Here is a 13,705-nt window from a genome sequence, read left to right as displayed (position 1 = left end):
ACGTTATCCACAGGCCGCAACCACGACGCCCGCGGTTCTCGTAACCTTCCGCCATGCCGTCCATCTCCCCGTACGAGGTCGCAGTCGTCGTCGTGCATGCGGGGCTGGCGGGGATCGGCATCTGGCTGCTGGCGATCGATGCGCGCACCCACAGGCTCCCGAACCGGATCGTGCTGCCAACCCTCGCGGCATCCCTCGGCCTGGCCGGGATAGACGCGCTGGTCACGCAGCGCAGCGGCCCGCTGATCGGAGCGCTGGCGGGAATGCTGATCCTCGGCGGCTTCTACGCGGTGCTCCGCGGAGTGAGCCGAGGCGGGATCGGCGGGGGAGACGTGAAGCTCGCCGCCCTCATCGGGCTGGTGCTGGGCTGGAACGGCTGGCAGGTGCTGGCGGTGGGCGCGGCATCCGCCTTCGTCCTCGGCGCGTTCTACGCACTCGCGCTCATGGTGTTCAGGCGCGCGAACAGGTCCACCCGCATCGCATTCGGGCCCTGGATGATCATCGGTGCGGTTCTCGGCATCGCCATCGGGTGAGGACTATGGTGAGCACATGGCAATCGCACGACTCCACGGTGGCCCGCTGGACGGGCAGATCGTCCCCCTGGGGGACGCCGATGAGAAGCTCATCGTCCCCTACAGCGAGACGCAGGTGGTCTACAACCGCCGCGGCGACGCGCAGAAAACGGGTTCCGACGACGGCCCCACCGAGATCGACTACTGGTTCGACGAGGCGCTCGAAGGTCTGACCAGCAACGATGACTGAGGGCGCCCGGACCGTCGAGGTCGAGCGCAAGTACGACGTCGACGCCGATACGCCCCTGCCCGCATGGACCGGGATCGAGCAGGTCGATGCCGTCAGCTCCGGCGAGCTGCGCGAACTGGATGCCCGCTACTTCGACACGGAACACGCAGAGCTCGCCCGTGCGGGTGTCGCGGTTCGCCGCCGCACCGGCGGGCCGGATGCCGGCTGGCACATCAAGGGCCCGCGCGAGGGCGACGGACGTCTCGAGATCGCCTGGCCGTTGAGTGCTGACGACACGATTCCGGATGCCGTCGCCGATGCCCTCGCCAGGTGGACGACCGCACCTCTGACGCCCCTCGCGCGCATCGAGAACAGCCGCACCGCATACCGGCTCACCGGGCCGGACGGCGTCATCGCCGAGTTCGTCGACGACCGGGTCCGCGCCACTGACCTGCGGCAACCCGATCCTTCGGACAACCCGGTGCAGAGGGAATGGCGGGAGTGGGAGGTCGAGCTGGGGCCGGCCGCCCCGACGGACGACACCGGTCGTGACGCGCTCTTCGCCGCGGTCGAAGCCGTCGTCTTCGCCGCAGGCGCCCGCCCGGCGGCATCCGATTCCAAACTCGCACGTGCACTGGGTCATTGATGACGTTGCGGTTCTGACACAACCCCCTTCTCCGGAAGATTCCGGCGTGCTTGAGTGACCTCATGAGTCGCTCCGCCACACTTCGCTCCCTGCAGACGATCGTTCCCGGCACCGAGCTGAGGCAGGAGGAGGTGCGGGACGTCTTCGCCGCCCAGCCGGATCTCGGCAGATTGGCCAAGCGCATCGTGACGGCGTCGTTCAACGGCTCCGGCATCGACACCCGCTACACCGTGCTCGACGAACTGTCCTTCTCCTCGACGGTGGAATCACCGCAGTTCTTCGACCGGAAGAGCGGAGCCCTGCTGTCGCCCGGGACGAAGACGCGCAACGAGATCTACGTCCGCGAGGCGTGGAAGCTCTACGTCGATGCCGCACGGCAGAGCCTCGAGTCCGACCCGGACATCACCGCCGCCGACATCACCCATGTGATCACCGTCTCGTGCACCGGGTTCTACGCGCCGGGTCCCGACTACGAGATCGTGCGTGCCCTCGGGCTACCGGACAGCGTGGAGCGCTACCACTTCGGGTTCATGGGATGCTACGCGTCGATGCCCGCGCTGCGGGCAGCCGGCCAGTTCTGCGCGGCGAACCCGGATGCCGTGGTCCTCGTGGTCAGCGTCGAGCTGTGCACCCTGCACCTGCGCTCCTCCGAGGACCCGGACATGATCGTGGCCACCTCGCTGTTCGCCGACGGCGCCGCCGCCGGTCTCGTCACCGCGCGCGCGTTCGACTCCGCCGTCCCCGGCTTCGCACTGGACCGGTTCCACACCGGGATCATCCCGGAGGGCAAGCAGGACATGGCCTGGATGATCGGCGACGAGGGCTTCGAGATGGTTCTGTCGACCGCGGTGCCGCAACTCATCGGGGACCACATCACAGACGCCCTCCGCCCGCTCTACGCCGGAGAGGCCGCACTGGCCTCTGCGTTCGATGACGGGACGATCGGGAACGAGGTGACGCACTGGGCGATCCATCCCGGTGGGCGCAGCATCCTGGACCGCGTCGAGGAGAAGCTGGCACTCACCGAAGACCAGCTCCGCCCCGCCCGTGAGGTGCTCCGGCAGTACGGCAACATGTCCAGCGCGACCGTTCTGTTCGTGCTCCGGCGGATCCTCGAGCAGGAGGGCGCACGTGACGGCGATCGGGTGGCCGCAATGGCCTTCGGACCGGGACTGACCGCCGAGGCCGCGCTCATGACCGTCGTCGCGCCGACCTGATGGTCGATCTCTCATCCCGCGCGGTCGACGCGCGGGAGCTGATGGATGATCCGGATGCGGACCTCCGGATGCTGCAGCGGACATATGAGCGCTTCCCGCTCGTCAACGCCGTCGTCTCCCGGTGGCGCGCCGTGTACCGTCGCGACATCCGCCCGCGGGCCAGGCGCGGGCCGATCCGGCTGCTCGACGTCGGCGCAGGGGGCGGCGACGTGTCACGGGCGATCGCAGGGTGGGCACGCCGCGATGCGCTGTCGGTGGCCGTCACGGCACTGGATGCCGATGCGCGGGCGATCCGCTGGGCGCAGGAGCGCGGCGGCGGGGTGGAATACCGCCGCGCCTACACGGGTGAACTGGTCGCTGCGGGAGAGCGCTTCGACATCGTGGTCTCCAATCATCTGCTGCACCACCTGACTGAAGAGGAGCTGCCCGCGCTGCTGGAGGATTCCGTCGCGCTCGCCGCGGACGACGGGCTCGTCCTGCATCGCGACATCGCTCGCAGCCGCTTCGCGTACTGGGGATTCGCCGCCGGAACCCTGCCGTTCACGAGGAATCTGCTCGCGGACTCCTTCATCCGAGATGACGGGCTCACCAGCATCCGCCGCGCGTACGCGCCCGGCGAGATCGCAGAGGTCGTCGCGCCGGGCTGGCAGGTTCGCCAGGCGTTCCCCGCACGGCTCGAGCTGCGATGGGAGGCGTGGGATGCCCGACCATGATGTCGCGATCGTCGGCGCAGGACCGGTCGGACTGCTGCTCGCCTGCCTGCTCGCGACCCGCGGTCTTGACGTCGCGGTGTTCGAGGCGCGCGACGGCGCCGACGATCGGTCGCGGGCGATCGGCATCCACCCGCCGGGCCGCGCCGCCCTCGCCGCCGCAGGGATCGGCGCGGAGGTGCGCGAGGAGGCACTCGCGCTCGACGGGGGCGAGGTGATCTGCGACGGCCGCGTCCTGGCGTCGCTGTCGTTCAACGAGCGGCAGCGGGTGCTGATCCTGCCGCAACGCCGCACCGACGCGCTGCTCCGGCTGCGGCTGTCGACGCTGCGGGCAGGAGCGCTGCACTCGGGTCGCCGCGTCACCCGGGTGCAGGACGAAGGTGCCGCCGTCAGGCTGTCGTTCGATGGCGCGCGCGACATCACGGCCTCGTTCGCGGTCGCCGCCGATGGTGTGCGCAGCGGCATCCGGCGACAGCTCGGCATCGGCTGGCGAGGGCGGCCGGGCAGCGGCTGTTACGCGATGGCCGACATCCCCGACATCGACCGCGGACCGCGCGCGCAACTGTATTGCGAGGCGGACGGACTCGTCGAGTCGTTCCCTCTTCCGCAGGGACGTCGCCGTTGGGTCGCATCCGATTCGCGGCGCGCGCTCGGCGAGGCGAGAGCGTTCGCATCCGCGATCCACGAGCGCACCGGCATCCACCTCGCACTCCCCGGCGATCTGCAGCCGACCGTGTTCCGGGCGGGGCAGCATCGCGCCGCCCGGCTGGCGGCGGGACGGATCGCGCTCGTCGGGGACGCCGCGCATGAGACGAGCCCGATCGGCGGGCAGGGCATGAACCTCGGCTGGGCGGCCGCGGTCCGCCTCGCCGCGGCGATCGAGTGCTCTTTGCGCGCCGAGCTGCCGGACTTCGCCGACTACGAGCGACGCACGCTTCGCGCGGCAGCGCGTGCGCAGCGCCGCTCGTTCTTCTATATGACGATGGGGCGCCCTGCTCGAGGCCCTGCACTCGCTGTGCGGAACGTCCTCATCCGCACCTTGGGCGTACCCCCGGTGCGCGCCCGCACCGCCGACATGATCACCATGCGGGGAGGATGAGCCGACGCTTCGACTCCTCGCTGCGCTCGTCGCTCACCGCGTTTCGTCTCGCTGCGCTCGCTCAACGACCCGCGACTCCAGCATCCCGCGCGGAGTTCATCCGCGGGTCGTTGAGCGGAGGCGGCGGAGCCGCCGCAGACGAAACGGGCTGAGCGACCGGAGGGAGTCGAAGCCTATGCTCGTCGCTCACCGCGTTTCGTCTCGCTGCGCTCGCTCGACGACCCGAAGGAGGTCAGCATCTGCGGCGCGCTGAGCGGCCGCAGTCAGTGCGGCAGGAGGATGCTGAGCGCTCCGGGAACCACTCGAATGCGAACGCTGCCAGTGCCGATGCGCTCGCCGTCGGCGTAGACGACGAGTCCCGGCGCTGACACCTCGACCTCTCGACCGCGCATCGTCGTCACCTGCGGCAGCTGAACGTGCGTGCCGCGCAGCAACCGCGGGAACAGCCGGAGCAGCTGGAACCGTCCGACATGGGCGACGTGAGTGATGTCGAACAGACCGTCGTGCGGGTCGGCGCCCGGGCACACCGGCATCCCGCCACCGTAACTGCGCGTGTTGCCGACGGCGATGAGCGTGCCGTCCGCGACCGGCGCCGCTGCGCCGTCCACGCGTACCGAGAATCGCATCGGCGCCAGACGCGCCAGCTCGATGAGCAGCGCGAGGTAGTAGCGAGCACGGCCGCGTGGCCAGCGCAGGCGGTTCGTGCGCTCGCTCACCTTGGCATCGAAGCCGAGCGCGGCGACCGTGAGGAAGCGCGCGGTCGCATCGGGGCAGATCGCCTCGCCGACGTCCAGCGATCGAAGCACGCCGTCGATCGCGGCCGTCGCCGCATCGGCCGCAGCCTCGTCCGATCCGTAAGGGATGCCCAGCGAACGGGCGAGATCGTTGCCCGTCCCCGCCGGCACGAGCACGAGCGGGATGCCGGATCCGGCGAGCACGTCGACCACGGTCGCCAGCGTCCCGTCGCCTCCGACGATTACGAGCGCATCGGGCCCTGCCGCGACGGCATCGGCGGCCAACCGACGGGAATCCTCGGGCGACCCCCCGGAGTGCACGACGGGGTCGATCCCGCGGTCGCGCAGCCGGGTGAGCGCGGCCTCCGCTCTCGCAGACCCCTTGCCGCGTCCGGCATCCGGGTTGATCAGGACGTGGACGTTCCGCACGTCAGCCCGCCTGAGGAGCCGCGAGGAGCGCACCGGGATTCATGATCCCGGTGGGATCGAGCGCGTCCTTGACCGCCCGCAGGATCCGGATGCCCCCGGCGCCGATCTCCTGCGCCAGCCAGGGTGCGTGATCGCGACCGACGCCGTGGTGGTGGCTGATGGTGCCGGCGTTCGCGAGGATCGTGTCGTTCACCCGCGACTTGATCGCATCCCACTGGTCCAAGACGTCGCCCCGCAGGTTCCCGATGATCGTGAAGTACAGCGCCGCGCCGGTGGGGTAGACGTGCGAGATGTGGCACATCACGAGCGACTTGGCGTCGTGATCGGCGAACCCTGTGCGGAGCGTCTCGGTGACCGCCGACTTCAGCCGGGCGATGTTCGACCATATCGTCGCGGTCTCCAGCGTCTCGCAGAACACCCCGTGATCGAGCAGGGCGTCGCGCAGATACGGCGCACCGAACCGGCCCTTCGCCCACTCCTCGGCTGGAGCAGATCCTGTCGTCCTGCCGCCCGCCGCGGTGAGCACGTGCTCGGTCAGCGCCTGACGGGAGGCGGCGACCTCGTGCTCTCCCTCGAACACGGTGACGGCGCTGCATCCCTTCGACAGTGCCCTGCCGATTTTGCCGTGCTGCGCAAGGCCGATTCCGGTCTCTGCTTCGTCGGAGAGACGGATCACGGTCGGCCCTGTGCCGAGTTGCGCCACTCGTCGCAGGGCCTCGACCCCGGTCGCGAAGTCCGGAAAGGTCCACCCCTGGTGGATCCGGGTCTCGGGCAGGCGGTGCACGCGCAGGGTGAGCTCGGTGATGACGCCGAGGATCCCCTCCGCGCCGAGGAACATGCGCATGAGATCGGGGCCGGCCGCCGTGCCCGGCGCGCCGCCGAGGGCGACCTCGCCCGTGGGCGTGGCGACGCGCAGGGCGATGACCATCGCGTCGAATCTGCCGTTGCCTGCCGAGTTCTGCCCGGAAGAGCGAGCCGAGGCGAAGCCGCCGAGCGTGGCGTACAGGAAGCTCTGCGGGTAGTGACCGAGCTCGAAGCCGCGCTCGGCGAGCAGACGCTCGGACTCGGGGCCGGTCGTGCCGGCCAGGAATCGGGCCTCGCCGCTGACCTCGTCCAGGTGCAGCAGGCCGCTCAGTCGCCTCAGGTCGAGCGCGATGACGGCGCGGTGGCTGCCGCGCTCCGGGTCCAGTGCACCGACGACGCTCGTGCCTCCGCCGAACGGCACGACGGCGATGGAGCGCTCGGCGGCCAGCTGCACCGCGGCGAGAACCTCATCGTGACCGGCGGGGGAGACGACGGCATCCGGGGCATTCTGATCGGCGGCACGCCGGCGCACGAGATCGATCGTCGATCGGCCACCGGAGTGCCGAATGCGCGCCTCGTCGTCGGTGTTGACGTGCGATTGGCCGACGATCGCGGTGAGCGCCGCGCGGTCCTCCGCAGCCAGCGCGGACGGGGACAGACGGACGTCCTCGAGAGCGACTGCGGGCTCCGCGCGGTGCACCCTTCCGAGGACGGTGGGCAGCAGCGCCCGCACGGCGAGGGGAAGATCCTTCGCGAGAGCCGGGTCGCCCCAACCGTTCCAGCGCATCATCGCGGCAGGTGTCGTCTCCGTCGTCATGCGTTACAGTGTGACACATTGTGGAAGAGCGTCAAGCAGCCGAGATGTCGCCGTCCGCCGCGGAGACGCCGGACTGGGACGACGCCGACGTGCACATCCTGAAACGGGCCTCCGCCCTCATCGCCGGCCGGGGAACTGCACGCCTCACCATCGCCGAACTCGCCCGCGAGGCGCGGGTCAGCCGGCCCACGATCTACCGTCGCTGGTCCGGCGCCGACGAGGTGGTGCGCGCGGCGCTCCTCCGTCAGACCGTCATGATCCTGCGTCGGCTCGAACCCGAGGTGAGCACCCGGGAGGGGCTCGTCGCAGAGGTGCTGCGATTCGCGGATCTCTTCCGGGAGGATCCCGTGTTCGGACGCCTGCTCTCCAGCGAGCCGGAGGCGTTCACGCAGTACAGCCTGGAGCGCGTCGGATCCAGTCAGCGCGTCATGCTGCGCTGGCTGGCGGATGCCGTCGCCCACGCGCAGAACGGCGGGACGGTCCGCGCGGGTGACCCGGGGGACATGTCGGTGATGCTGCTGCTCATCGTCCAATCCGCGGTCCTCTCCCGCAACGCTGTCTCCTCGCTCATCGGCGCCGGCGAGTGGCACGCCGAACTCGCCCGCGCCGTGGACGGATACCTGCGGCCATGACCGGCGACGCCGGCGTTCGCGCCTCATCGATGCTGAACGCCACGCGGCGCTCGCGTGAACTCGACATCCTCGCCGACGGCGGTGAGGTCGATCTGCTCGTGATCGGCGGTGGTGTGACCGGCGCGGGCGTCGCTCTGGATGCCGCGAGCCGAGGCCTCTCCGTCGTCCTCGCCGAAGCCCGCGACCTCGCCTTCGGCACGAGCCGCTGGAGCTCGAAGCTCGTGCACGGCGGACTGCGCTACCTGGCATCGGGCGACTTCGCGGTCGCGCGGGAGAGCGCCGTGGAGCGACATCTGCTGATCACGCGCATCGCGCCGCACCTGACCCGCACGCTGCCGCAGCTGCTGCCGTTCGTGGACGGTGTGTCGCTGAGACAACGCGCCATCGGGAGCATCGGGCTCTGGCTCGGCGACGGGCTGCGCCGCATCGCCGGGACTCCCGGTACCGTCCTGCCCCGGCCGCATCGAGCGTCGCCGAGGGGCGCCGTCGCCATGTTCCCCGCTCTGAGCAGAAGCGGCCTGCGGGGCGGGATGATCAGCACCGACGGCCAGCTCATCGACGACGCACGGCTCGTCGTCACCGTCGCGCGAACGGCCGCCGCACACGGTGCCACGATTCTCACGCGAACCCGGGCGACCGACGTCGACGGCAGCGGTGCGACCCTGCACGACGAGCTCGGCGGGGGATCGGTCCGCGTGCGCGCCCGCTCGGTCGTGAACGCGGCGGGCGTGTGGGCCGGGCAGCTCGACCCCGACATCCACCTACGACCCAGCCGCGGGACGCATATCGTCCTGGATGCCGCGACCCTCGGCAATCCCACCGCAGCGCTCACCGTGCCGCACCCCGGATCCATCAGCCGCTTCGTGTTCGCGTTGCCCACCCAGCTCGGGCGCGTCATCGTCGGCCTCACCGACGTCGATGCCCCCGGTCCGATTCCGGACGTGCCGTCGCCCACCGGTGACGAGATCGACTTCCTGCTGACGACGCTGTCGCAAGCGCTGAACCGTCCGCTCACTCGCAATGACGTCCGCGGCTCGTTCGCCGGGCTCCGCCCGCTCGTCGAGTCCGATGCGGTCGCCTCGACGGCCGACATCTCGCGCCGCCATCGCGTCGAGGTGTCGACGAACGGGTCCGTCGGGATCCTCGGCGGCAAGCTGACGACGTATCGCGCCATGGCGAAGGATGCCGTCGACCTCGCATGCCGGCACGCAGGACTCGACGACCCCGGATGCCGCACCGATCTGCTTCCGCTGGTCGGAGCCCCCGGCTCGCCGGTGCCGATCGCGGATCCCGGCGCCTCGGGCCGGTCGTCCGCCACGCTTCGCGCGCGTTACGGCGCGGAAGCCGCAGCAGTCCTCGCTGCCGGCGGATCGGGCGGCGCCGAGCGCGTCGCCGAGGGAATCGACGTCATCCGCGCCGAAGTCGCGTTCGCGGTGCGTGCCGAGGGGGCACTCGATGCGGACGATGTCCTCGACCGACGCACGCGCATCGGCCTGGTTCGCGACGACCGGGCGGCGGCAGCGGATGTCGTCGCGCAGGTCGTGGGAGAGACGCTGGCGCGGCTCGGGTGATGTACGACCGCAGTAGGGATTTCGACTCGCTCGTTCTGGGAGCGGGTGTAGAGGTTTCGACTCGCTGCGCTCGCTCAACCCTGACACGAAAGGGCTCAACGCGCCTGCGGCGCATTGAGCCCTTTCGTGTCAGAAGTTGATCATGTGGCCTGCGAGGCCGTGGAAGCCCTCCTGCAGCGCCTCCGACAACGTCGGGTGGGTGTGCACGTTGCGGGCCAGCTCGAGAGCCGTGAGATCCCACTTCTGCGCGAGCGTCAGCTCGGGGAGGAGTTCGGAGACGTCCGGCCCGATCATGTGCGCACCGATGAGCTCGAGGTGCTCGGCATCCGCCACGAGCTTGACGAAGCCGACCGGCTCGCCCAGGCCGTGCGCCTTGCCGTTGGCCATGAACGGGAAGGTCGACACCTTGATCTCGCGCCCCTGGTCCTTCGCCTGCTGCTCGGTGAGACCGAACGAGGCGACCTGCGGCGAGCAGAACGTCGCGCGCGGCATCATGCGGTAGTCGCCCAGCGTCTGGGTCTCGGCTCCCCCGATGGTCTCGGCTGCGACGACGCCCTGTGCCTCGGCCACGTGCGCGAGCTGCAGCTTCATCGTGACGTCGCCGATGGCGTAGATGCCGTCGACATTGGTGCGCATGTGGTCGTCGATGTCGATCGCGCCGCGCTCGGTGAGCTTCACACCCGTCTTGTCGAGACCGTAGCCCTCGACGTTCGGTGCGAAGCCGACCGACATGAGGACCTTGCCGGCCTCGATGGATGCCTGCTGGCCGTCCTTGCCGGTGTAGGTGACGGTGACGGACGAACCGTTGTCGACGACCTTCTCGACCTTGGTGGAGGTGAGGATGTCGACGCCGTAGTTCTTGTACTGCTTGGTGATCTCCTTCGACACGTCGGCATCCTCGTTGGGAAGTGCGCGGTCGAGGAACTCGATGATCGTGACCTTCACGCCGTAGTTCGTGAGGACGTACGCGAACTCCATGCCGATGGCGCCGGCGCCGACGATGACGATCGACTCGGGAAGCTCGCGGGTGAGGATCTGCTCCTCGAACGTCACGACGTTCTCGCTGAGCTCGACGCCGGGGAGCAGACGCACCTTCGAGCCGGTCGCGATGATGACGTTGTCGAAGGTGACCTCTTCGGTCGTGCCGTCGGCCTTCGCGACCGAGATCGCCTTCGGGCCGGTGAAGGTGCCGCGACCGTTGTACTCGGTCACCTTGTTCTTCTTCATCAGGAAGTGGATGCCCTTGACTCGGCCCTCGGCGACCTCGCGGGAGCGGTCGAACGCCTTGCCGAAGTCGATCGTGAAGTCACCCGAGATGCCGAAGAACTCGGCCTTGTGATTCAGGGTGTGGGCGAGCTCTGCGTTCTTCAGCAGAGCCTTGGAGGGGATGCAGCCGACGTTGAGGCACACACCGCCCCAGTACTTCTCTTCGATGATCGCGGTGGAGAGTCCGAGCTGTGCGCTGCGGACTGCGGCGACGTACCCGCCGGGGCCCGCGCCGAGGATGACGACGTCGTAGTGTGGCATGGCTCCAGCCTATCGCTCTGCAGGGGTGTCCGATTCGGAATCGCGTGGTCGGCGACGACGCAGCAAGAGGAAGAGCGCGATCGCGACGACGACGAGCACGACGGCGCCGCCGATGAGCCAGCCGGGCGAGAACGACGCTCCGGATTCCATGTCCGGGTCGTCGGCGGGCGCGGGCGCCTGCGTCTCGTCCGGCGCCGGCGCGACGGTCTCGGTCGGTGCGGCCGACGGCTCTGCGGCCAGCGTGCTCGTGGCCACGGTGAAGCCGAACTCGCCCGAGGTGGGGTGTCCGTCGCTGGAGACGACCTTCCACAGCACGTGGTACTCGCCGGCATCCGCCTCTGCGACAAGGGGCTGGGTCACCATCGCGCCGTCCAGCTCCGCCGGGCCGTCGGTGACCGATTCGCCCGCGGCATCCGTCACGACGATCTCGGTCGAGCCGTCTCCGCCGATCAGTGCGGCGCTGAATGTCAGGCTCAGCTCGCCGGGGAGCGTCTCGACCGTCGAGTCCGCCGCGGGGCTCGACTCGACCAGCGAGTCATGCGCGGCCGCCGGCTGCGGCCAGGCGAACAGGAGCACGAACGCGGCGAGCAGCGTCGCGGCGAGAGAGAGAGGAGCGACGGAGCGTGAGGATGTGAGTGTGCGCACACCTCAACCATAGGAAATGGCGTTGTGCACCGGCTGTGTCGTACAGACCCTCGCTCGGGGGTCCGTCGATCCGTTAGTCTGGAGCGGAAGGAGGGCCACCCGTGACAGATTTCGAAAGCCGACCGGCTCGCGACGCGTCGATTCACCGCGACGGTGAGCAGAGGCACGACGCCACACAGACATTCGGACACGACTCCGATCTGTCGTTCGTGCCCTTCGGCGCCGAGCTCACCGACGTCGAGCAGTCCGCGATCGCCGCACTTCCCTCCGGGTCGGCGCTGCTCCTGGTCCGCTCGGGTGCGCTGGCGGGTGCGCGCTATCTGCTCGACACCGACGTCACGACGATCGGCCGTCACCCCGAGGCCGACATCTTCTTCGACGACGTGACCGTGTCGCGTCGTCACGCCGAGATCACGCGCTCCGGCAGCTCGTTCGAGATCATCGACCAGCGCTCGCTCAACGGCACGTACGTCAACGGCGAGCGGGTCGATCGCAGTGCGCTCGCGAACGGGTACGAGCTTCGCATCGGCAAGTTCCGTCTCAACTTCTTCATGTCGCCCACCGACCTCGCGGCGGCGACTGAGTGATGGCAGCACTCCACGCCCGCGACCGCTCAGCGACCGCGGGGCTTCTGAGCATCGGTCAGGTGCTCGCGAGACTCACCCCGGAGTTCCCGGATCTCACCTCCAGCAAGCTTCGCTTCCTCGAAGTGCAGGGCATCGTCAGTCCTTCGCGCACGGACTCCGGGTACCGAAAGTTCTCGCAGACCGACATCGATCGCCTGCGGCTCGGGCTCACCCTCCAGCGCGACCATTACCTGCCGCTCAGCGTCATACGCGAGCAGCTCGATGAGGCAGAGGCCGATGGCGGGGCCGTGTCGGCCATCGCGCCGCCGCCCTCCATCGCGCCGGCACCGCGCCGCTACCGGCGTGAGGAACTGCTCTCGGCGGCCGGAGCCGGCCCGCAGATCCTCAACGACGCCATCAGCACGGGAATCATCACCGCGGCCGAGACCTACCCTGAGTCGACCGTCACCCTGCTGCGCGGGCTCGTCGCCCTCGACAGGCACGGCATCGAGCCGCGGCACCTGCGGACGCTTCGTCAGAGCGCCGAGCGCGAAGTCTCGCTGATCGAGTCCGCGATGTCGGCACTGCTGCGCAGAACGGATGCCGCGTCCCGAGGCAAGGCGCGCGAGATGGCGCCCGAGCTGGCGGGCAAGATCGACGAGGTGCGAGCGGTCTTCATCAAAGAAGCGCTCGCGCGCGTGCTTTCGTAACGAACTGGTTGCGACACACCTTGACCGCGAAGCGGATGTCGTTGCCGGTGCCGGGGCACTGCTCTAGCGTGGAGGTAATCGTTTCAGAGAGGACTTCAGATGAATGCGGATGAGCGTACCGGCGACCCGCGGTTCGTGACCGAGCTCCTCTTCACCGACGGTCTGCCCGCGATGGATGACGAGGTCGGTTACCGCGGCGCAGTCGCCGCTCGCGCCGCAGGCATCACGTATCGCCAGCTCGACTACTGGGCGCGCACCGAGCTCGTCGTGCCCACCGTGCGCGGCGCCAGCGGCTCCGGCTCGCAGCGCATGTACGGCTTCCGCGACATCCTCGTCCTGAAGCTCGTCAAGCGCCTCCTCGACACCGGCATCTCGCTGCAGCAGATCCGCGTCGCCGTCGAACAGCTCCGTGCCGCCGGCATCCGCGACCTCGCCGGCACCACGCTGATGAGCGATGGCGCTTCCGTCTACCTGTGCACGTCGAACGACGAGGTCATCGACCTCGTCAGCCGCGGCCAGGGCGTATTCGGCATCGCCGTCGGTAAGGTCCTCCGCGAGGTGGAGACCACTCTCGTCGAGTTCGACCCCACGGCACCGGACCCGGTCGACGAGCTCAGTGCTCGTCGCGCCAAGCGCAGCGCGTAACCAACGGTTTCTGCTTCTCGGCGAGGTTTCGACTCGCCTTCGGCTCGCTCAACCCGTTTCGTCTGCGGCGCTCAGCCCCTCCGCTCAACGACCCGCGGGGTCAGCGGCACTCTGCGCCCCCTAAACGACCCGCGGGGTCAACGGCGGAGCGCTCGGGCGGGTCGTTGAGCGAGCGCAGCGAGACGAAACGCGTTGAGCGAGGGAGCGCAGCG

The 13,705-nt window shown here is 69.4% G+C and carries 15 protein-coding genes; 11 read left to right on the top strand and 4 right to left on the bottom strand.

Annotated features, from left to right (window positions below; genetic code table 11):
• Positions 1-53 precede the first annotated feature (53 nt).
• The 6 genes from IM776_RS10235 (at position 54) to IM776_RS10210 (ending at position 4,413) form a co-directional block, all read left to right on the top strand.
• Entirely contained in the window at positions 54-533 is a 480-nt protein-coding gene (locus IM776_RS10235) for a prepilin peptidase (RefSeq protein ID WP_194419958.1), read from the top strand.
• Positions 534-549: 16 nt separating this feature from the next.
• Complete coding sequence (locus IM776_RS10230) at positions 550-762, top strand: response regulator (RefSeq protein ID WP_194419957.1); 213 nt, start codon at positions 550-552, stop codon at positions 760-762.
• Positions 755-1,387: a CYTH domain-containing protein gene (locus IM776_RS10225; RefSeq protein ID WP_194419956.1), complete on the top strand. Its 633-nt coding sequence runs from the start codon at positions 755-757 to the stop codon at positions 1,385-1,387. The genes IM776_RS10230 and IM776_RS10225 overlap by 8 nt, the downstream gene beginning before the upstream one ends.
• A 62-nt stretch (positions 1,388-1,449) precedes the next feature.
• The gene (locus IM776_RS10220) at positions 1,450-2,604 is read left to right on the top strand and encodes a type III polyketide synthase (protein WP_194419955.1); all 1,155 of its coding nucleotides are present in this window, start codon (positions 1,450-1,452) and stop codon (positions 2,602-2,604) included.
• On the top strand, positions 2,604-3,317 hold the full coding sequence (locus IM776_RS10215) for a methyltransferase domain-containing protein (protein ID WP_228479710.1): 714 nt from the start codon (positions 2,604-2,606) through the stop codon (positions 3,315-3,317). Before IM776_RS10220 ends, IM776_RS10215 begins: the two co-directional genes overlap by 1 nt.
• Complete coding sequence (locus tag IM776_RS10210; protein ID WP_194419954.1) at positions 3,304-4,413, top strand: FAD-dependent oxidoreductase; 1,110 nt, start codon at positions 3,304-3,306, stop codon at positions 4,411-4,413. The genes IM776_RS10215 and IM776_RS10210 overlap by 14 nt, the downstream gene beginning before the upstream one ends.
• Positions 4,414-4,676: 263 nt before the next feature.
• Here the strand turns inward: IM776_RS10210 and IM776_RS10205 are convergent, their stop codons facing one another.
• Positions 4,677-5,576: a diacylglycerol kinase gene (locus IM776_RS10205; RefSeq protein ID WP_194419953.1), complete on the bottom strand. Its 900-nt coding sequence runs from the start codon at positions 5,574-5,576 to the stop codon at positions 4,677-4,679.
• Between the two features lies 1 nt (position 5,577).
• A complete protein-coding gene (locus IM776_RS10200) occupies positions 5,578-7,197 on the bottom strand; it encodes an FAD-binding oxidoreductase (RefSeq protein ID WP_228479709.1) in 1,620 nt (539 codons plus the stop codon).
• A 44-nt stretch (positions 7,198-7,241) separates the two neighbouring features.
• Between IM776_RS10200 and IM776_RS10195 the strand changes: the two genes are divergently transcribed.
• Positions 7,242-7,829, top strand: a complete 588-nt coding sequence (locus tag IM776_RS10195) for a TetR/AcrR family transcriptional regulator (protein WP_194419952.1) — start codon at positions 7,242-7,244, stop codon at positions 7,827-7,829.
• The gene (locus IM776_RS10190) at positions 7,826-9,400 is read left to right on the top strand and encodes a glycerol-3-phosphate dehydrogenase/oxidase (protein ID WP_194419951.1); all 1,575 of its coding nucleotides are present in this window, start codon (positions 7,826-7,828) and stop codon (positions 9,398-9,400) included. The genes IM776_RS10195 and IM776_RS10190 overlap by 4 nt, the downstream gene beginning before the upstream one ends.
• A gap of 129 nt (positions 9,401-9,529) precedes the next feature.
• Here IM776_RS10190 and lpdA read toward each other — a convergent pair whose 3' ends face one another.
• Both lpdA and IM776_RS10180 read right to left on the bottom strand, forming a co-directional pair.
• Positions 9,530-10,927 (bottom strand): dihydrolipoyl dehydrogenase, encoded by a 1,398-nt coding sequence (gene lpdA, locus IM776_RS10185; protein ID WP_194419950.1) that lies wholly within the window; start codon positions 10,925-10,927, stop codon positions 9,530-9,532.
• A gap of 9 nt (positions 10,928-10,936) precedes the next feature.
• A complete protein-coding gene (locus IM776_RS10180) occupies positions 10,937-11,572 on the bottom strand; it encodes a copper resistance CopC family protein (RefSeq protein WP_194419949.1) in 636 nt (211 codons plus the stop codon).
• A 101-nt stretch (positions 11,573-11,673) separates the two neighbouring features.
• Here IM776_RS10180 and IM776_RS10175 point away from each other — a divergent pair, with 101 nt between their 5' ends.
• From IM776_RS10175 to IM776_RS10165, 3 genes are all read left to right on the top strand, one after another.
• The gene (locus IM776_RS10175; RefSeq protein ID WP_147040221.1) at positions 11,674-12,159 is read left to right on the top strand and encodes an FHA domain-containing protein; all 486 of its coding nucleotides are present in this window, start codon (positions 11,674-11,676) and stop codon (positions 12,157-12,159) included.
• Entirely contained in the window at positions 12,159-12,848 is a 690-nt protein-coding gene (gene ftsR / locus IM776_RS10170; RefSeq protein WP_194419948.1) for a transcriptional regulator FtsR, read from the top strand. Before IM776_RS10175 ends, ftsR begins: the two co-directional genes overlap by 1 nt.
• Before the next feature lie 99 nt (positions 12,849-12,947).
• On the top strand, positions 12,948-13,493 hold the full coding sequence (locus IM776_RS10165; RefSeq protein ID WP_194419947.1) for a MerR family transcriptional regulator: 546 nt from the start codon (positions 12,948-12,950) through the stop codon (positions 13,491-13,493).
• Positions 13,494-13,705 lie beyond the last annotated feature (212 nt).

The organism is Microbacterium abyssi, assembly GCF_015277895.1.
GTDB lineage: Bacteria > Actinomycetota > Actinomycetes > Actinomycetales > Microbacteriaceae > Microbacterium > Microbacterium abyssi.
The sequence above is the reverse complement of the archived record's forward strand: the minus strand, read 5'-3'. Positions and strand labels throughout refer to the sequence as shown.